This window comes from Streptomyces sp. NPDC033178, from assembly GCF_055577685.1.
In genome coordinates, this window is the sequence record NZ_JBVIPT010000004.1 from 379,305 (window position 1) to 396,399 (window position 17,095).

General features: G+C 69.9%; 16 protein-coding genes and 1 pseudogene. 8 read left to right on the plus strand and 9 right to left on the minus strand.

Translation table 11 applies throughout. From position 1 onward, the window contains the following. Positions 1–85: 85 nt before the first annotated feature. The gene (locus ACZ5VQ_RS12415; RefSeq protein WP_469104824.1) at positions 86–1,429 is read left to right on the plus strand and encodes a pectate lyase family protein; all 1,344 of its coding nucleotides are present in this window, start codon (positions 86–88) and stop codon (positions 1,427–1,429) included. 69 nt (positions 1,430–1,498) lie between these two features. Here ACZ5VQ_RS12415 and ACZ5VQ_RS12420 read toward each other — a convergent pair whose 3' ends face one another. Further along, complete coding sequence (locus tag ACZ5VQ_RS12420) at positions 1,499–1,696, minus strand: DUF397 domain-containing protein (protein ID WP_469104825.1); 198 nt, start codon at positions 1,694–1,696, stop codon at positions 1,499–1,501. Positions 1,697–1,704: 8 nt separating this feature from the next. After that, positions 1,705–2,556 (minus strand): helix-turn-helix domain-containing protein, encoded by an 852-nt coding sequence (locus ACZ5VQ_RS12425; protein WP_469104826.1) that lies wholly within the window; start codon positions 2,554–2,556, stop codon positions 1,705–1,707. Positions 2,557–2,779: 223 nt separating this feature from the next. Here ACZ5VQ_RS12425 and ACZ5VQ_RS12430 point away from each other — a divergent pair, with 223 nt between their 5' ends. Together ACZ5VQ_RS12430 and ACZ5VQ_RS12435 are read left to right on the plus strand one after the other, a co-directional pair. After that, the gene (locus ACZ5VQ_RS12430) at positions 2,780–3,199 is read left to right on the plus strand and encodes an ATP-binding protein (RefSeq protein WP_469104827.1); all 420 of its coding nucleotides are present in this window, start codon (positions 2,780–2,782) and stop codon (positions 3,197–3,199) included. 16 nt (positions 3,200–3,215) lie between these two features. After that, positions 3,216–3,533: pseudogene (locus ACZ5VQ_RS12435) on the plus strand (hypothetical protein); the annotation flags it as partial. A gap of 40 nt (positions 3,534–3,573) precedes the next feature. Here ACZ5VQ_RS12435 and map read toward each other — a convergent pair. Then, complete coding sequence (gene map, locus ACZ5VQ_RS12440; protein WP_469104828.1) at positions 3,574–4,341, minus strand: type I methionyl aminopeptidase; 768 nt, start codon at positions 4,339–4,341, stop codon at positions 3,574–3,576. A gap of 72 nt (positions 4,342–4,413) precedes the next feature. On the opposite strand from map, the gene ACZ5VQ_RS12445 reads away from it, so the two are divergent. Beyond that, complete coding sequence (locus ACZ5VQ_RS12445) at positions 4,414–4,692, plus strand: helix-turn-helix domain-containing protein (RefSeq protein WP_469104829.1); 279 nt, start codon at positions 4,414–4,416, stop codon at positions 4,690–4,692. 20 nt (positions 4,693–4,712) lie between these two features. Here the strand turns inward: ACZ5VQ_RS12445 and ACZ5VQ_RS12450 are convergent, their stop codons facing one another. Next, positions 4,713–5,768 (minus strand): helix-turn-helix domain-containing protein, encoded by a 1,056-nt coding sequence (locus ACZ5VQ_RS12450; RefSeq protein ID WP_469104830.1) that lies wholly within the window; start codon positions 5,766–5,768, stop codon positions 4,713–4,715. 32 nt (positions 5,769–5,800) lie between these two features. Between ACZ5VQ_RS12450 and ACZ5VQ_RS12455 the strand changes: the two genes are divergently transcribed. Together ACZ5VQ_RS12455 and ACZ5VQ_RS12460 are read left to right on the plus strand one after the other, a co-directional pair. Beyond that, a complete protein-coding gene (locus ACZ5VQ_RS12455; RefSeq protein ID WP_469104831.1) occupies positions 5,801–6,847 on the plus strand; it encodes a saccharopine dehydrogenase family protein in 1,047 nt (348 codons plus the stop codon). A 143-nt stretch (positions 6,848–6,990) separates the two neighbouring features. Next, entirely contained in the window at positions 6,991–7,722 is a 732-nt protein-coding gene (locus ACZ5VQ_RS12460; RefSeq protein ID WP_469104832.1) for a class E sortase, read from the plus strand. Between the two features lie 80 nt (positions 7,723–7,802). Here ACZ5VQ_RS12460 and metG read toward each other — a convergent pair whose 3' ends face one another. Both metG and ACZ5VQ_RS12470 read right to left on the minus strand, forming a co-directional pair. Further along, complete coding sequence (gene metG, locus ACZ5VQ_RS12465) at positions 7,803–9,527, minus strand: methionine--tRNA ligase (protein ID WP_362071522.1); 1,725 nt, start codon at positions 9,525–9,527, stop codon at positions 7,803–7,805. A gap of 210 nt (positions 9,528–9,737) precedes the next feature. After that, positions 9,738–11,465 carry a VWA domain-containing protein gene (locus tag ACZ5VQ_RS12470; RefSeq protein ID WP_469104833.1) on the minus strand — a complete coding sequence of 576 codons (1,728 nt, stop codon included), beginning with the start codon at positions 11,463–11,465 and terminating at the stop codon, positions 9,738–9,740. A 246-nt stretch (positions 11,466–11,711) separates the two neighbouring features. Here ACZ5VQ_RS12470 and ACZ5VQ_RS12475 point away from each other — a divergent pair, with 246 nt between their 5' ends. After that, positions 11,712–13,784 carry a PhoX family protein gene (locus tag ACZ5VQ_RS12475; RefSeq protein ID WP_469104834.1) on the plus strand — a complete coding sequence of 691 codons (2,073 nt, stop codon included), beginning with the start codon at positions 11,712–11,714 and terminating at the stop codon, positions 13,782–13,784. 106 nt (positions 13,785–13,890) lie between these two features. Here the strand turns inward: ACZ5VQ_RS12475 and ACZ5VQ_RS12480 are convergent, their stop codons facing one another. Beyond that, positions 13,891–14,814 (minus strand): LysR family transcriptional regulator, encoded by a 924-nt coding sequence (locus tag ACZ5VQ_RS12480; RefSeq protein ID WP_469104835.1) that lies wholly within the window; start codon positions 14,812–14,814, stop codon positions 13,891–13,893. Positions 14,815–15,041: 227 nt separating this feature from the next. Between ACZ5VQ_RS12480 and snpA the strand changes: the two genes are divergently transcribed. After that, positions 15,042–15,710 carry a snapalysin gene (snpA, locus tag ACZ5VQ_RS12485; RefSeq protein ID WP_469104836.1) on the plus strand — a complete coding sequence of 223 codons (669 nt, stop codon included), beginning with the start codon at positions 15,042–15,044 and terminating at the stop codon, positions 15,708–15,710. Positions 15,711–15,811: 101 nt separating this feature from the next. On the opposite strand, the gene ACZ5VQ_RS12490 is transcribed toward snpA, so the two are convergent. Next, positions 15,812–16,897, minus strand: coding sequence for an endonuclease/exonuclease/phosphatase family protein (locus ACZ5VQ_RS12490; protein WP_469104837.1), 1,086 nt, complete (start codon positions 16,895–16,897; stop codon positions 15,812–15,814). 117 nt (positions 16,898–17,014) lie between these two features. Beyond that, the coding region (locus ACZ5VQ_RS12495) for a hypothetical protein (RefSeq protein ID WP_469105015.1) at positions 17,015–17,095 on the minus strand (81 nt) is incomplete at its 5' end.

The following is a 17,095-nucleotide window of genomic DNA, read 5'->3' on the forward strand; positions in this document are numbered from 1 at the left end:
CCGCGACCACAGATGAGTCGGAACCCCGTTCACAGGGGCTCCACACAACGCACGAGCCCCACAAGAACCACGTAAGGACTCATCCGTGGCATCCCCCTCCCACCGCAGGTCCCTCCGCAAGCGGCGCACCGCGCTCCTCTCCGCCGCTGCCGTGGCGGCCGCGGGTCTCGGCGCCGTCCCCTTCGTGATGAACGCGAACGCGGGTGCCGTCGACCTGGCGCACCAGGCCCTGCCCGCCAAGGACGGCTGGGCGGCGTCCGGTTCGGGCACGACCGGCGGTTCGAAGGCCGACTCCGCGCACACCTTCACCGTCAGCACCCGGGCCCAGCTGGTGAAGGCGCTCGGCTCGGCGACCAATTCCACCCCGAAGATCATCAAGATCAAGGGCACGATCGACGCCAACACGGACGACGCGGGCAAGAAGCTGACCTGCGCCGACTACGCCTCCGGCACGGGCTATTCGCTGTCCGCGTACCTGAAGGCGTTCGACCCGGCCACGTACGGCAAGAAGGCTCCTTCGGGCACGCAGGAGAAGGCACGCGCGGCCGCCCAGACCAAGCAGAAGAAGAACATCGTCTTCCGGGTTCCGGCCAACACCACCGTCGTGGGCGTCCCAGGCACCAAGGCCGGGATCACCGGCGGGAGTCTGCAGGTGCAGGACGTCGACAACGTCATCATCCGCAACCTCTCCCTCACCGCCACCGAGGACTGCTTCCCGCAGTGGGACCCGACGGACGGTTCCGCCGGCGAGTGGAACTCCAACTACGACTCGGTGACGCTGCGCGGGGCGACCCACGTCTGGGCGGACCACAACACGTTCAGCGACGCGCCGTTCTTCGACTCGTCCGAGAAGACGTACTTCGGCCGCAAGTACCAGATCCACGACGGCGCCCTGGACATCACCAACGGCTCGGACCTGGTGACCGTCGAGCGGAACCAGTTCACCAACCACGACAAGACGATGCTGATCGGCAGCAGCGACACCGACAGCGTCGGCAAGCTGCGCGTCTCCATCCACCACAACGTGTGGAAGGGCATCACCCAGCGTGCCCCGCTGGCCCGCATCGGCCAGATCCACCTCTACAACAACGTCTACGACACGACGACCCTCAACGGGTACGCCCCCAAGTACAGCCTCGACTCCCGGGCCAAGGCCCAGGTCGTCGCCGAGCACAACTCCTGGACCCTGCCGTCCGGCGCGAAGGTCGCCAAGCTCCTGAGCGGCGACGGAACCGGCTCGGTCGCCGGCACCGGCAACGTCGTCAACGGCACGTCGACGGACATCGTCGCCGCATACAACGGGGCGAACTCGAAGAAGCTGAAGACCACGGTCAACTGGAAGCCGACCCTGACGGCAGGCCTCCAGACCTCGGCGACCAGCCTGCCGGCGGGGCTGTCGGGCACGACGGGGGCTGGGGTTCTTTCCTGACCTCGCCCTCGCCTTGAGGACTTGAAGAGCTGAGCAGGGCCCGGGACTTGTCGATGTCCCGGGCCTCTCTCATACGCGGCCGAGGGCGCCGGAACGTATGCCGTGGAGGAGGTGGGAGAGGGGGGTGGGGGTGGTGACTAGTTCTATGGAAGGGTCGTCGCTCTCACGGAGGTGGACGGCATCGCGGGTGGATCCGAGTTCGACGCATGCGTTGCCGTCACCGCCACCGGAGAAGGACGATTTCTGCCAGTTGTCGGGGGTCGTCATGGTGCGCCTCACAGTTCCTTTGCCAGCCTGTGGATGAAGTCACGCGACCGTTCGGGTTCGAGTGACGCACCTTCCACTCTACGGAAGAGCGTTCGAAAACTGCCGAGTTGGGCTTCTGAGTCGACGAATGCCGAGCCGTGCGGTGCGTCCCGTACGACGGTGTCCAGTTTCGGAACAGCGCCGCCCGCGAAGACCATCGCGCTTCCGGCATCGATGAATCCATCGAGGTCGAACGGGATGACCCGTACGGTCACGTGATCCGCTTCCGAGAGTTCCAGGACGCGGGCGAGCTGGGCCCGCGAAGCGGCACGGCTGCCGACCCTGATGCGCAGGGCTGCTTCGTGCATCACTGCTTCGTACGGAGTGGGCCGGGCGCCCTCGATGATGGTGCGCCGCTTCATCCGGTGCTCAACGCGCAGGTCGAGCTCACTCTGCGGAAGCTCGGGCACTCTGTGTGAGAAGACCCCGTGGGCGTACTCCTCCGTCTGGAGGAGACCTGGCACGTAGAGGCAGTCCACATCCCACCGAAGAGTGGCGTGGTGCTCCAGCTCGGACAGGTCCAGGAACGAGGTGGGCAGCAAGCCCCGGTACTCCTCCCACCAGCCGCGCGTGCGATCGGTCGCCATCGCCACCAGCGACTCGATCAACTCCGTGTCAGCGCAGGAGTAATGAGCGGCGAGCCTGCGGAGGCGCTGTTCGCTCACACCCCCGATCCCGGACTCCATCTGGCTCATCTGTGCCGAGTCGGAGCCGACCAGCGCGGCGGCTTCACGTGCTTTGAGCCCTGCGGCTTCGCGTAGTTTCCGCAGTTCAGTGCCCAGGCGTTCCTGGCGTGCGGTGGGCTGCCGTCTACGCGGCATGGCTTCCTCCTCGCCCCAACTGTCGTGAGGCAGTGACTCGTTCGAGGGGCAGATTGCGATTGCAGCTTGCGCGGCACCAAATTTTACCCATACCTTCAGTGATGCAACGAGCACTCTGTGAAGTTTCCGGGGCCTGGAAGCGCACCACTCCGTCCTGCCACGACGGCTGCGGCATGCCACCACTCCCCAACTCAACCCCTCACGCACGAACCGGAGTTCACGCATGCCGCAAAACGCCATCGAACCCTGGGAGTACACGCTCCACATCCCCCACGACCCCCGCGCGGTGACGGTCTGCCGCCGAACCCTCCGCCTCATCCTCACGATCCACGGCCTGATCCGCCTCACGGACGTAGCCGAACTCCTCGCCACGGAGCTGATCTCCAACGCCGTACGCCACACGAAGGGCCCCGCCGCCCTACGCCTCCGCTGGCGAGACGGAGTCCTCCGCATCGGAGCGTGGGACGCGAACCCCGAACCCCCCGACCCCGCACCGGCATTGGACCAGGCCGCCTCCCTGGACTCGGAAACGGGCCGAGGCCTGACCCTCGTCCAGGCCTGCGCCGACGTCTGGGGCTGGCACCCGCTGGCCAGAGGCGCCGACCGGGGCAAGTACGTGTGGTGTGACCTTGGTGCCGCGTAGCGAGTTGATCACCACCGAGTCATGCCTGGTCGACCCCCAGGCACAGCAGATCTGGAGGGACCTGATGACGGCGATCAACTACTTCTTCCGGCACGAGGTCGCTGAGAAGGCGCGGGAGGAAGGTCGTGAAGAGGGTCGGGAAGAGGGTCGGGAAGAAGGCCGGCTCGAGGACCGTGCCGGGATGACCCTGAACATTCTTGAGTGGCGGGGCATCGAGGTTCCCGACTCGGTACGTGATCGTGTGCGCGCCTGCACCGACCTGGAGCAGCTCGAACTCTGGGCGCGGCGAGCGGTGCGCGCGACCGAGGCGGGGCAGCTCTTCGAGGAGGGCTGACGTCGGCGTCCGTCTTGGTGGTTGGGGCTCGCAGGCCTTGTCAGGGCAGGGTGAGGATGCGGGGGCCGGACTCCGTGATGGCGATGGTGTGTTCGATGTGGGCGGCCTGGCTGCCGTCGATCGTGCGCAGGGTCCAGCCGTCGGGGTCGGTGCGGTAGTCGTTGTGGCCTCCGGCCATGAGCATGGGCTCGATGGCGAGGGCGAGCCCGTGGCGCAGCGGGAAGCCGCGGCCGGGGCGTCCGTGGTTGGGGACGTGGGGGTCCTCGTGCATCTGGCGGCCGATGCCGTGGCCGCCGAAGTCGGACGGCATGCCGCAGGCGGCCTTTCGGGCGACCTTGCTGATGGCATGGGAGATGTCGCCGATCCGATGGCCGACGGTGGCGGCGGCGATACCGGCGTCGAGGGCCTGCTGGGTGGCGGCGATGAGTTCGAGGTCGGCGGGGCGAGGTGTGCCGACGGTGAAGCTGATCGCGGCGTCGCCGGTCCAGCCGTCGAGTTCGGCTCCGCAGTCGACGCTGACCAGGTCGCCGTCGCGCAGACGGTAGTCGCCGGGGATGCCGTGCGAGACGGCGTCGTTCACGGAGGCGCAGATCACGGCGGGGAAGGGCACCGGGGCGAAGGAGGGCTGGTAGCCCAGGAACGGAGAGCTTGCTCCGGCCTCGGTGAGAACGGTGCGGGCGGCTTCGTCGAGCTCGCGCAGGCGAACTCCCACGGCCGACGCCTTGCGGGCGGCCGCGAGTGCGTGGGCCACGACGCGCCCCGCTTCCCGCATCGCTTCCAGTGCCTTGTCCGTCTTGATCTCCACCATGTGTCGTGACTCCCTGCCGTGCGACGCCATGCGACGCTGCCCAATACTTATACCGGTATTAGTATCACGGTCATGGTGAGAGTTCCTCTGAGTCCGCAGGAGCGGCAGCGCGGAGAGCGCTTCGGGATCCTGCTCCGCCGGGCCCGCGGTGACCGCAGCATGGCCGACGTGGCAGCAGCCGCCGGGGTGTCCGCGGAGACACTCCGCAAGATCGAGACCGGCCGGGCCCCGACCCCGGCCTTCTTCACCGTGGCAGCCCTGGCCCACGCGCTGCACCTGTCCCTGGACGACCTGGCCACCGACTGTGCGGCCGGAGACGCCGACGGAGGCGAGCAGGCCATGTCGGCCTGACCCGTTGCGCGCCCGGCCGCTCATCCTCCCGGCCGAGAGGTCCCCGAGCGGAACGTGCGGCGGTACGTGTCCGGCGGGACGCCGATCGTGCGGTTGAAGTGGCGGCGCAGGGTGGTGGCGGTGCCCATTCCGGTGGCTGTGGCGATGGCGTCGATGCTGTCGTCGGTGGTCTCCAGGAGCTCCTGGGCGCGGCGGATGCGTTGGGTGAGGAGCCACTGCAGTGGGGTGGTGCCGGTCGCCGCTCGGAAGTGGCGGCCCAGGTTGCGCGAGCTCATACGTGCCTGGCGGGCCAGGTCCTCCACGGTCAGTGCGTGGTCGAGGCGGTCGACGGCCCAGGGGAGCAGGTCGGCGAGCGGATGGTCGTCCCGGGCGGGCACCGGGGCGGCGACGAACTGGGCCTGGCCGCCTGCCCGGTGCGGGGGCACGACCAGGCGGCGGGCGACGGCGTTGGCGACCGACGAGCCGCGGTCGAGCCGCACGAGGTGCAGGCACAGATCCAGCGCGGCGGCCTTGCCCGCGGAGGTGAGGACGCTGCCGTTGTCCACGTAGAGCACGTCCGGGTCGACCTCCACCTCGGGGTAGCGGGCGGCCAGGACGTCGGTGTGCGCCCAGTGCGTGGTCGCGCGCCGCCCGTCCAGCAGGCCCGCCGCGGCCAGCACGAACGCGCCCGTGCAGAGGGAGGCCACGCGTGCGCCCGCCTCGTGGGCGGCACGTACCGCGTCGACCAGCTCGGCGGGCGGCTCCTCGTCCACGTCCGCCCAGGCGGGGACGATCACGGTGTCGGCGTCGCGGAGCCGGTCGAGCCCGTGGTCGGGCTCCAGCCCGAACCGTCCGACCCGTACGGCTTCCGACCCGCAGACGGCCACGTCGTACCAGGGACCGGCCACGCCGACCGGCGCGGCGTCGAACACCTCGTACGCCACGGACAGTTCGAAGTGCAGCATCCCGTCGGTGACGGCCAGCGCGACAGTGCGCGCGCCCGTGCGCCCGCCTGCGGTCGTGCCGGTGCCGGTACCCGTTCTTATGCCCGCGCTCATGTCCGTAATTGTATGGGGCGTGGCGTTCCGGACACTCACGGTGGGGAGCCCGCCCTCGTCAGGATGTCCGTATGAGATCAGAAGCGGGGTCGGGGCAGACGGTGGCGGTGTTCGGTGCGTACGGGCACACCGGGCGGTTCGTGGTGGCGCAGTTGCTGGAGCGCGGGTTCGTCCCGGTGCTCTCCGGTCGTGACGCCGGCCGGCTGAGGGAGCTGGCGGCGGTGGCCGGCCCCGGGCTCGACGTCCGGCCTGCGTCGGTCGACGACGCGGCCTCGCTCGACCGGGCCCTCGCCGGTACGGCGGCGGTGATCAACTGCGCCGGGCCCTTCGCCACGACCGCCGCGCCCGTGATCGAGGCGGCCCTGCGCGCCGGGATCCCGTACGTGGACGTGGCGGCCGAGATCGAGGCCAACGCCGACACGTTCGCCCACTTCACGGACCGCGCCCGCGCCGCCGGAGCGGTGATCGTCCCCGCGATGGCCTTCTACGGCGGCCTCGGCGACCTGCTGGTCACCGCGGCGATGGGCGACTGGACGACGGCCGACGAGGCACACATCGCGTACGGGCTGAACAGCTGGCACCCCACACCCGGGACCCGCGAGGCGGGCAGGATCTCCGGGGAGCGGCGCAACGGCCGGCGCGTCCGCTACACGAACGGGCGGCTGGAGTACCACAGCGACGCCCTGCCCACCCTGAAGTGGCCCTTCCCCGACCCGATGGGCACCCGCGCGGTCATCGGAGATTTCACGATGGCCGACGTCGTCACGATCCCCAGCCATCTGACCATCCCCGAGGTACGCACCTACATGACGGTCGAGGCGGCCGGGGACCTGGCCGCCCCGGACACCCCGGCACCGTCCGCGGTCGACGAGCACGGCCGCTCCGACCAGACCTTCCTCGTCGACGTCGTCGTCCGCTCCGGCGGGACGGAACGGCACGCCGTGGCGCGGGGCCAGGACATCTACGCCGTGACCGCGCCCCTCGCGGTGGAAGCGGTCCACCGCATCCTCACCGGCCGTACCAACGCGGCCGGCGTCGCCTCCGCGGGGGAGATCTTCGACGCCTCCGACCTCCTGCGTGCACTGGCGCCACACATCTCCGTGGAAGTGGGCCAGTAGCGGGCCAGGGTGTTCTGCTGTCGCGTCGCGCGGAAACGCCTGGGCCGGTCCGGTCGTTCTTGTCCTTGAGTGGGGCGGCCGCCACGCGTGGTGGTAGGACACGTGGTGGTACGACCCGAACCCGGCTACCGATCCCGAGTGCCATGTCCCGTTCCCGAGCACTTTCCGGCGCGCTCACCGGCGCTGTCGTCGCGCTGCTCCTGGGATGTTCCGGCGAGACCGTGCCGACGGACACTTCCGCCAAGCCTCCACGGGACATCACCCCCACGACGGCCCAGGTACCGACGGCTCCCGCTGCCCCGGCCCCCGCCACCCCGGCCCCCGAGAGTCCGTCCTCCGAGAGTCCGGCACCTCGGAAGAGCGACGCCCGGACCCGGACCGCCCGGCTCGCCATCCCGGCGATCGGGCTCAAGGACCTGCGCGTCGTCCCGTACGAGGGGACGACCGACGACTGGCCGGGCACGCGGATCCAGAACGGTGGCGTCGGAGCCAGCCCGTACGGGAGCCGTGGCGGGGTCGGGCCCGGTGAGGTCGGCAACTACCTCGTCACGGCCCACCGGCTCTCCGCCGGCGGCCCACTGCGTGAACTCCCTTCCCTCGACGAGGGCGACTCGGTCGTCGTCACGTCCGGCGGCACGGTGTACGAGTACGAGATCACCGGCACCAGGGAGACCTCGTTCCGCTCCGAGCGCTCGCTCGCCGAACAGCGGGCGGCGGTGCCGGGCTTCCCGGGCAGGAGTCCCACCCAGGCCATGATCACCATCTCCACGTGTGCGACACCCGAGGACAACGCGGCCGGGAACTTCTGGCGCGACGACAGAGGCAATCCCGAACACCGCATCGACAAGATCGGCGTACTGACGTCGGTGTCCTGACGTCGACTGCGCGGGAGGAACGCGGGAGGCGGGGAGGACGTCGTGCGACGTCCTCCCCGCCTCCTCCATGCGTGCTGTGGTTACTCCGGGGCGCCGCCGAAGCGCTCCTTGTACGTTTCCAGGTCCTCGTCCGTGATCTTGGCGAAGAGGACCGGCGGGACCGTGAAGGGGGTGCCCGCGGGGAGGAAGTTCAGGGACTTCGCCTCGGCCTGCGTCGCCCAGGTCGCCGTGTCGTCCGGCAGGGCGAACGCCGAGCGCATCGCCTTGGAGGAGGCCGGGATGAAGGGCTCGGAGATGACCGAGTAGAGGTGGATGAGGTTCATCGCGACGCGGAGGGTGAGGGCCGCGCCGTCCGGGTTGGTCTTGATCTCCAGCCAGGGGGCCTTCTCCTCCAGGTAGGAGTTGCCGGCCGACCACAGGGCGCGCAGGGCGGCAGCGGCCTTGCGGAACTGGAGGGCCTCCATCTGGGTCTCGTACTCCGAGAGAAGCGCCGCGATCTCCTCGCCCAGCTTCGTCTCGGGCTCGCCCGCCTCCGCGCCCGCCGGGACCTCCTCGCCGAAGCGCTTCTTGGAGAAGGACAGGACCCGGTTGACGAAGTTGCCGAGGGTGTCCGCCAGGTCCTTGTTCACCGTGGCCGTGAAGTGCTCCCACGTGAAGGACGAGTCGTCCGACTCCGGGGCGTTGGCGATCAGGAAGTAGCGCCAGTAGTCGGCGGGGAGGATCTCCAGCGCGTGGTCGGTGAAGACACCGCGCTTCTGGGACGTGGAGAACTTTCCGCCGTAGTACGTCAGCCAGTTGAAGGCCTTGACGTAGTCGACCTTCTTCCACGGCTCGCGTACGCCCAGCTCCGTGGCGGGGAACATCACCGTGTGGAACGGGACGTTGTCCTTCGCCATGAACTCCGTGTAGCGGACCGGGTTCTCGCCCGTGTCCGCCTCGTACCACCAGGACTTCCAGTCGCGGTTCTCCGGGTCCTTGTCCGACCACTCCTTCGTCGCGCCGATGTACTCGATCGGGGCGTCGAACCAGACGTAGAAGACCTTGCCCTCGGCAGCCAGCTCCGGCCAGGTGTCGGCCGGGACCGGGACGCCCCAGTCGAGGTCACGGGTGATGGCGCGGTCGTGCAGGCCTTCGTTCAGCCACTTGCGGGCGATGGAGGAGGCCAGCTGCGGCCACTCCTCCTCATGCCGCGCCACCCACTCCTCGACCTCGTGCTGCAGCTTCGACTGGAGGAGGAAGAGGTGCTTCGTCTCCCTGACCTCCAGCTCCGTCGAACCTGAGATCGCCGAGCGGGGGTTGATCAGGTCGGTGGGGTCCAGGACGCGGGTGCAGTTCTCGCACTGGTCGCCGCGGGCCTTGTCGTAGCCGCAGTGGGGGCAGGTGCCCTCGACGTAACGGTCCGGGAGGAAGCGGCCGTCCACCGGGGAGTACACCTGGCGGATCGCGCGCTCCTCGATGAAGCCGTTCTCGTTCAGGCGGCGGGCGAAGTGCTGCGTGATCTCGCGGTTCTGGGGGGACGAGCTGCGGCCGAAGTAGTCGAAGGCCAGCTCGAAGCCGTCGTAGACCGCCTTCTGGGCGTCGTGCGCCTGGGCGCAGAACTCGTCGACCGGCAGACCCTGCTCCTTCGCCGCCAGTTCGGCCGGGGTGCCGTGCTCGTCCGTCGCGCAGATGTAGAGGACGTCGTGGCCGCGCTGGCGGAGGTACCTGGCGTACACGTCCGCCGGGAGCATGGACCCCACCATGTTGCCCAGGTGCTTGATCCCGTTGATGTACGGAAGGGCGCTGGTGATGAGGTGTCGAGCCATTGCGGGCTGCTCCCGGGTCGTTACGTGGGGTGACGGTTCGGTGGGTGATGCTTCGATCGTCGACCGTCTTACGAACCTTGAAATCGTAGCCGACATGGGTGGGCCGCCCGCTCCCCCTTTCAAGGGGTGGGAGGCGGGCGGCCCGGTGGATGTTCCTGCGGGTTGTTCCCGTGGTGTTCCTGCGGGTTGTTCCTGTGGGGCTGCGTGGGTCTACGGGCGCCAGTTCGCCAGTACGCCCTCGTAGACCTCCGTGTCCGTGAGCTCGCGCGGGGTCGGGCCCGCGTGGAAGAAGGCGGTGTTGTCCGTCTTGAGCTTGCGGAGGTAGTCGAAGGCCTTGTTGTCCTGCTCGCCGAACGCGACGAAGGAGAAGAAGACGCCGGGGTGGTTCTTCGCCGCGTCCGTGAGGGACTGGGTCGCGGGGGTCTTGGCGTCCGGGGCGCCGTCCGTCTGGAAGATCACGAGGGCCGGGGCCGTGGGGGCGTCCGACTTCTCGTGGTGGGTGAGGACTTCCTGTACGGCGGCGTGGTAGCTCGTACGTCCCATGCGGCCGAGGCCCGCGTGGAGTTCGTCGATCCTGTTCTCGTGGTCGGTGAGGGCGAGTTCGCCGGTGCCGTCCAGTTCGGTGGAGAAGAAGACGACGTGGACCGTGGCAGTGGGGTCCAGGTGGGCTGCCAGGGCGAGGGTCTGCTCGCCGAGGGCCTGGGCGGAGCCGTCCTTGTAGTACGGGCGCATGCTCGCGGAGCGGTCCAGGACGAGGTAGACCTTGGCCCGGGTGCCGGTGAGGTTGTGCTTTTCGAGGGTGGAGGTGGCGGCCTTGTAGGCGGTGAGGAGGCCGGGAGCGTGGGCCTTGACCTTGGCGAGGGTGGTGGCGGGGGCCACCTCCTCGGACTCGGCTTCGCCTTCGTCCGCTTCGGATTTCCCAGCCGCACCGCCCGTGACGCCTTCGTCGTCGACCACAGACGCCCCCTGTGGGACCTCATCGCCGTCGGCGACCGCGGGCTCGTCCGCCTGCGCGGCGACGGGCTCGGCCTCGGGGGTGACCTCGGCAACCACGGGCTCGGGTTCGGGCTCGACGACCGGCTCGGGCTCGGGGGTCACGTCGGCGACGACGGGCTCCGGCTCGGTCTCGACGACCGGCTTGGCCTCGACGACCAGTTCGGGTTCGACGACGGGCTCGGCTTCGACGACGGGCTTGGCCTCGGCGACGAGCTCGGGTTCGACCTTGGCCTCCGGCTCGGCGGCGGCGGCCAAGGGCTCGGCCTTGGCTTCTGCCTCCGCCTCCGCCTCCGCCTCTGCCTCCACGACGGGCTCGGGCTTCACCTCGGCCTCAGCCTCGGGCGCGACGACCGGCTCGGGTTCAGCAACGGGTTCGGCCTTGGCTTCCAGGACGGGCTCGGGCTTGATGACGGGCTCGGCCTTGGCCTCGCCGACCGGCTCGGCCTCCGCTTCCACGACCGGCTCGGCCTTCGTCTCCGGCTCAGGCTCGGTCTCGACGACCGGATCGGCCTCAACCACCGGCTCGGGCTTGATGACGGGCTCGGCCTTGGCGGCCGGCTCGGCGGCCGGCTCAGCCCCGACCGTCGGCTCTGCCACGGGCTCAGCCTCGGCCACCGGCTCGGCCTTGGTCTTTTCAGCCGGCTCGGCCTTCGTTTCCGGTTCTGCCGTCGGAGACGCCTGCTTCGGGACCGTCACATTGTCGAAGGCCGCCGAAACCAGTTCGTCCACCACTGATGCCTTGGGCTCGGTGGCGGGGGCCGGCACCGAGACCTCCGGCCGAGTCGGCTGAGCCGGCTCAGCCGCCGTAGGCACCGGCTCGGGAGCCGTCTCCTGTCGGGCCGCCGGCACGCTCGGCTCGGCGGCAGGGGTGGCGGCAGCAGCGGCAGCGTCCCCCTTGCGTGACTTTCCGAACGCATTCCGCAGGCGGGTGAGAATGCCCATGTGCGCAACCCTTCGCATGAGTTGGTTCCGTCAATCCCTGGCCAGGACGGACACGTAAGGTTAGCCGCAGGATTTGGAGATCTTGGGCAGGGTCGATTAAGCCCTCCAAGTTAGGTTTCCCTTACCTTCCCTTTGCCTCGACTCCCCTGCGGACTCCGGGGGTTCACCCCCCGTTCACCTCTTGGCTGCGCCCACGAACGGGCGTGCCCATAGCGTCACGCCCGACACAGACATAGGGGAGGGAACGTGCGCAACCTGCTGCCGTTGATCGGCTCGACCGGCTCACACCCGGGCGGTCGCTCTGAGATGACCTGTCGGTTCCGCTGTGGTGACGCCTGCTTCCACCCGGCGCCCAACACCAGCGCCAACGAATACGTCGGCGACGTCATCGCCGGAGCGCTCAGCCGCCGTTCCATGATGCGCGCGGCGGCCGCCGTGACCGTCACCGCGGCCGCCGGGGGCGCGGTCGTCGGCACGGGCGCGACCCCGGCTGCCGCCCAGGCGCCCGAGGGCACGCCCGCCGCCTTCACCAGCGGCAAGGCGGCCCGCGGCCTCCGCTTCACGCCCGTCGCGCCCAACACCGCCGACGCCGTGACCGTCCCCGAGGGCTACGGCCAGAACGTCGTCATCCGCTGGGGCGAGCCCATCCTGCGCGGCGCCCCCGCCTTCGACCCGGACAAGCAGACGGCCAAGGCACAGGCGGGCCAGTTCGGCTACAACTGCGACTTCCTCGCCCTGCTCCCGCTGCCGGGCGAGCGCGGCCGCCAGCTGCTCGTGGCGAACCACGAGTACACGGACGAGATCCTGATGTTCAAGGGATACGACGCCGCCAACCCCACCCGCGAGCAGGTGGAGGTCGCCTGGGCCGCCCACGGTCTGGGCGTCGTCGTGGTCGAGGAGGACCGCAAGAGCGGCAGGCTCACCGCCGTACCCCGTCACCACCTCAACCGCCGCGTCACCGCGACCACCGAGTTCCGGGTGACCGGCCCGGCGGCCGGCTCGAACCTCCTCAAGACCTCCGCCGACCCGACCGGCAAGAAGGTCCTCGGCACGCTCAACAACTGCGCCGGCGGCGAGACCCCCTGGGGCACGACGCTGCACGGCGAGGAGAACTTCAACCAGTACTTCGCCAGCGCGAGCCGTCCCACGGACGCGCGCTACGGCATCGGCACCGGCGCCACCGAGCGCAAGTGGGAGCGTTTCGACAAGCGCTTCGACGTCGCCCAGGAGCCGAACGAGGTGCACCGCTTCGGCTACATCGTCGAGCTGGACCCGTACGACCCCACCTCGACGCCCCGCAAGCGCACCGCGCTCGGCCGGTTCAAGCACGAGGGCGCGACCATCCGCCTCACGGACGACGGCCGCCCGGTCGCCTACTCCGGCGACGACGAGCGCTTCGACTACATGTACAAGTTCGTCGGCAGCAAGCGGATGCGCCACGGCAACAGCCGCTCCGCCCGCGAGCACAACCTGACGCTCCTCGACGAGGGCACCCTGTACGTCGCCAAGCTCACCGGGGACTCCCCGGCGACCGAGATCGACGGCACGGGCAAGCTCCCGGCGGACGGCGAGTTCGACGGCAGCGGTACGTGGATCCCGCTGGCCACCGCCACCGCCAAGGGCGCCGTCTCGCACGTCGAGGGCATGACCGCCGAGGAGGTGTACGTCTTCACGCGCCTCGCCGGTGACAAGGTCGGCGCCACGAAGATGGACCGCCCCGAGGACATCCAGCCCTCGCCGCACACCGGCAAGGTCTACGTCGCCCTCACCAACAACACCAACCGCGGTGTCGGCTCCAACGCCAAGGCCGACGAGGCCAACCCACGCAACGCCAACAAGCACGGGCACATCCTGGAGCTCACCGAGCGCCGCAACCGCGCCGACGCCACGACCTTCGCCTGGTCGCTGTTCCTCGTCGCGGGCGACCCGAAGGACCCGGCCACGTACTTCGCGGGCTTCCCGAAGGACAAGGTCAGCCAGATCTCCTGCCCGGACAACGTGGCCTTCGACCCGCACGGCAACCTGTGGATCTCCACGGACGGTGCCCAGCTCGGCTCCCACGACGGTCTGTTCGGCGTGGCGACGAAGGGCGACCGGCGCGGTGAGCTGAAGCAGTTCCTGACCGTGCCGAAGGGCGCCGAGACCTGCGGCCCCATCGTTCAGGACCGCCGTGTCCTCGTGGCGGTCCAGCACCCGGGCGAGATCACCGGCGCGACCGTCGAGAACCCCGCCAGCATCTGGCCCGACGGCCCCGGCAAGATGGTCCGCCCGTCGGTCGTGGCGGTCTGGCGCAAGGACGGCTGCGACATCGGCGTCTGAGCTGCAACAGGGGGTGCCCTCTTCAAGAAGAGGGCACCCCCTGGTCTTTTGTCTTTTGCTTTTAGGGGCGCGGGGAACTGCGCGACCAGCCCCGACCGACCCGCACCTACACACCCACCCGATCCAGCCACTCCCGATACCCAGGCGCCTCCCGGGCAACCTCCGAGTACGCCTCCCACAGCCCCGGAAACACGGAGTCCAACTCCCCCTCCGTACGCGCCGCGAGCAACAGCCGTACACCCAGCGGATCCCCCTGGATCCGCCGAACGGCCATCGCCGGCCCGGGCTGACACGTCGGCTGGCACACGGTGACGACCTCGCCGGTCGAGACGAGTGACGCGGCCGTGTGGTAATCCCCGTGCAGCACACGGGGATTGAGCCCCGCCGCCCGCAGCATCCGGTGCACCGCGTCCCACTCGCCGTCCACCGTGGGATCGATCATCCAGCGGTCCTCGGCCAGGTCGGAGAGCTGCACCTCGGCGTGCGCGGCAGCCGGATGGTCGGCGGGCAGGGAGACGAACTGCGGCTCGCGTTCGACCAGGACGCGCAGGGCCAGGCCTTCCGGCACCCGTAGCGGACAGCCCTCCACCTCGTGCACGTAGGCGACGTCGAGCCGGCCGTCGGCGAGCATGCGCAGCAGCGCGTTCGGGGAGACGTCCATCTGCAGGACCGGCTCCCGCTGCCGCGCGCGCAGCCGGCGCAGCCAGCCCGCGAGGGCGCGGCTCGCGGTGGAGCCGATCCGGAGCTGGGGGCCGTCGTCGTCCGTCGCGGCGGCCCGCGCCTCCGCGACCAGGGCACGCATTTCGGCCACCAGCGGGCGGGCGCGGCCCAGGACGATACGGCCGAGCGGGGTCGGCCGGCAGCCGGTGCGTTCGCGGAGGAAGAGCGGGCCGCCGAGCTCCTGCTCTATGCGCTTGAGCTGGGTGCTCAACGAGGGCTGGGCCACGCCGAGTTGCCGGGCCGCCCGGTGCAGGCTGCCGGTGTCGGCGATGGCGCACAGTGCGCGGAGGTGCCTCACCTCGAGCTCCATGCGGTGAGCCTAGGACGGTCACACGAGCCGCACCAGACGCACAAACCCCAACCGAAGGGGGCGAGTTGGGTTGGCTACCGATCAGTAAATGATCAGTAGTCGACAGTTGGTGATCGTTTCTGACCGGGTGATAGCTGCGTCCTATCTCGGATTGCCATCATCACAGCCGTCTCACAGACGCAGACACTCACCGATGACGACTTCACCCCCCACTCAAGGAGTCATCGATGCGACTGTCCACCCGTCTGTCCACACCCGTTCTCTCGGCCGCGGTCGGGCTCGGCCTCACGGCCGCCGTGCTCGGGGCCGTCCCGGCCTCCGCGGCGCCCGCGCCCGTCGCCCCGGCCGCCCCCTTCGCGGGTTACAACGGTTCGGGCGAGGAGGCCAAGGCCAACAAGGCGTTCTTCGACGCGGTGCTGACGTCCGTGGCCGAGAAGCGCGCCGCGAACCCGAAGGCCGCCGCCGTCACCGTCGTCTACAACGCCTCCTCCGCGCCCTCCTTCAGCGCCGAGATAGCCCGCAGCACCCAGATCTGGAACAGCTCCGTCTCGAACGTGAAGCTCCAGTCCGGCTCCAACGCCGACTTCACGTACCGCGAGGGCAACGACTCACGCGGCTCGTACGCCTCCACGGACGGGCACGGCCGCGGCTACATCTTCCTCGACTACGCGCAGAACGAGCAGTACGACTCCACGCGCGTCACCGCCCACGAGACCGGGCACGTGCTCGGGCTGCCCGACCACTACACGGGCCCCTGCAGCGAGCTGATGTCGGGCGGCGGCCCCGGCACGTCCTGCACGAACGCGAACCCGAACGCGGCCGAGCGGGCCCGCGTCGACCAGCTGTGGGCCAACGGCCTCGCGAAGGCACTGGCGAAGGTGAACCAGGACCGGTAGGTCCCCCTGGATGTACCACCCACCCCCCACTGACGTGGGCCGTCCCTCCTGCACAGGGGCGGCCCGCGTCGCCTTTTCCCGCCCGACCTCTCCCCCTGCCCCTAAGTGCTCTTGAAGAGGGTCAGGTCCACGACGAGCGTCCGGTGGTCCGTGTTTCCGAGGTCCAGGAAGCGGGCCCTGTTCGCCGAGAAGTCCCGGGACACCAGGACGTGGTCGATCTGGGCGCCGAGGGGCGGGGCCGTTCTGGCCGGCCAGCTCGGCGTGCGGGCGTCGCCGGTGAGGCGGGCGGCGTCCCCGAACCCGGCGTCCAGGATGCGGCGGAAGGCCGCGTGGTCCTGGGAGGCGTTGAAGTCGCCCGCGAGGACCGTGGGCCGGGCGCGGTTCGCGGCCGCGTAGTCGCGGAGGCCGGACAGTTCCGCGCGCCAGGTGGACAGGTGCGTCGGCAGCGGGGGCATGGGATGGGCCAGCTGGAGCCGGATCTCGTGGCCCTTCACATCGGCCGTGGCACCGGGCATGCCCATGGTGGCGGGGATGCCCGCGGCGGGCTTGAGGGGATGGCGGCTGAGGATCACCGAACCGTCGGAACCCGCGCCTTCGACCGCCTGGCGATAGGGGTAGGAGCCCTTGCCGACGGCACCGATCCTGCTGTCCGCCCCGCCCTCTCCGCCTCCCTTGCCCCCTTTGGCGTTCTTGTCCTTTCCGAAGGCCTGCTCCAGCCTCTCCTCGCACGTGTACTCGCATTCCTGGACGAAGACGAGGTCGGGGCGCTGGTCCCTGATCGCGTCGATCAGTCCGTCCGTGGCCTGGCCGAACTCGACGTTCGAGGTGAGCACGCGGAGTTCGGCGACCGGGGCGCCATCGGGCTGCGAGCTCTTTCCGTACGGCTCGATGTACCAGGCGAGCGCGGCGAGCACGGCCACGCTCCAGACGAGGCCGAGACGCCAGCGGGAGAGAGCCGCGAAGAGGAGGGCGACGGCGGTGGGGGCGAGGAGCCAGGGCAGGAACGCGAGCAGTTGGGGTACGGGGGTGATGCCGTCGGTGTCCGCGACGCGGCACCCGACGACTGTGCTCACGCCGGCGAGCAGCAGTGCGGCGAACCAGGCGCCGGCCCGGGTTCCGCCGTGGCGGGACACCGGGGCGTCGTCGTCCTCGGTCCACTCCTGCGCCTCAGCCGTCGCACCGCCCAAGTCCGCCCCTTCCGTCTGCCTGGATCCTCCCTCAAAGACGGGGGATGTGGGGGGATGGTTGAGGACCGCTGCCGGGTGCGGGTGCGTCGTGGCTGGTCGCGCAGTTCCCCGCGCCCCTTAAAAGACAAAAGCCAGGGGCGCGTTGAACGCCTCCGGCTGTTCCAGGTTCGGCATGTGGGCAGCGCGCGGGACGACCTG

Excerpts from the sequence above, each read along its gene's own strand:
- ACZ5VQ_RS12470 (WP_469104833.1), bottom strand. The coding sequence starts at position 11,465 with ATGGGCATTCTCACCCGCCTGCGGAATGCGTTCGGAAAGTCACGCAAG.
- ACZ5VQ_RS12420 (WP_469104825.1), bottom strand. The coding sequence starts at position 1,696 with ATGACGACCCCCGACAACTGGCAGAAATCGTCCTTCTCCGGTGGCGGT.
- ACZ5VQ_RS12460 (WP_469104832.1), top strand. The coding sequence starts at position 6,991 with ATGTCCCGTTCCCGAGCACTTTCCGGCGCGCTCACCGGCGCTGTCGTC.
- map (WP_469104828.1), bottom strand. The coding sequence starts at position 4,341 with ATGGTGGAGATCAAGACGGACAAGGCACTGGAAGCGATGCGGGAAGCG.
- ACZ5VQ_RS12425 (WP_469104826.1), bottom strand. The coding sequence starts at position 2,556 with ATGCCGCGTAGACGGCAGCCCACCGCACGCCAGGAACGCCTGGGCACT.
- ACZ5VQ_RS12430 (WP_469104827.1), top strand. The coding sequence starts at position 2,780 with ATGCCGCAAAACGCCATCGAACCCTGGGAGTACACGCTCCACATCCCC.
- ACZ5VQ_RS12445 (WP_469104829.1), top strand. The coding sequence starts at position 4,414 with ATGGTGAGAGTTCCTCTGAGTCCGCAGGAGCGGCAGCGCGGAGAGCGC.
- metG (WP_362071522.1), bottom strand. The coding sequence starts at position 9,527 with ATGGCTCGACACCTCATCACCAGCGCCCTTCCGTACATCAACGGGATC.
- ACZ5VQ_RS12455 (WP_469104831.1), top strand. The coding sequence starts at position 5,801 with ATGAGATCAGAAGCGGGGTCGGGGCAGACGGTGGCGGTGTTCGGTGCG.
- snpA (WP_469104836.1), top strand. The coding sequence starts at position 15,042 with ATGCGACTGTCCACCCGTCTGTCCACACCCGTTCTCTCGGCCGCGGTC.
- ACZ5VQ_RS12480 (WP_469104835.1), bottom strand. The coding sequence starts at position 14,814 with ATGGAGCTCGAGGTGAGGCACCTCCGCGCACTGTGCGCCATCGCCGAC.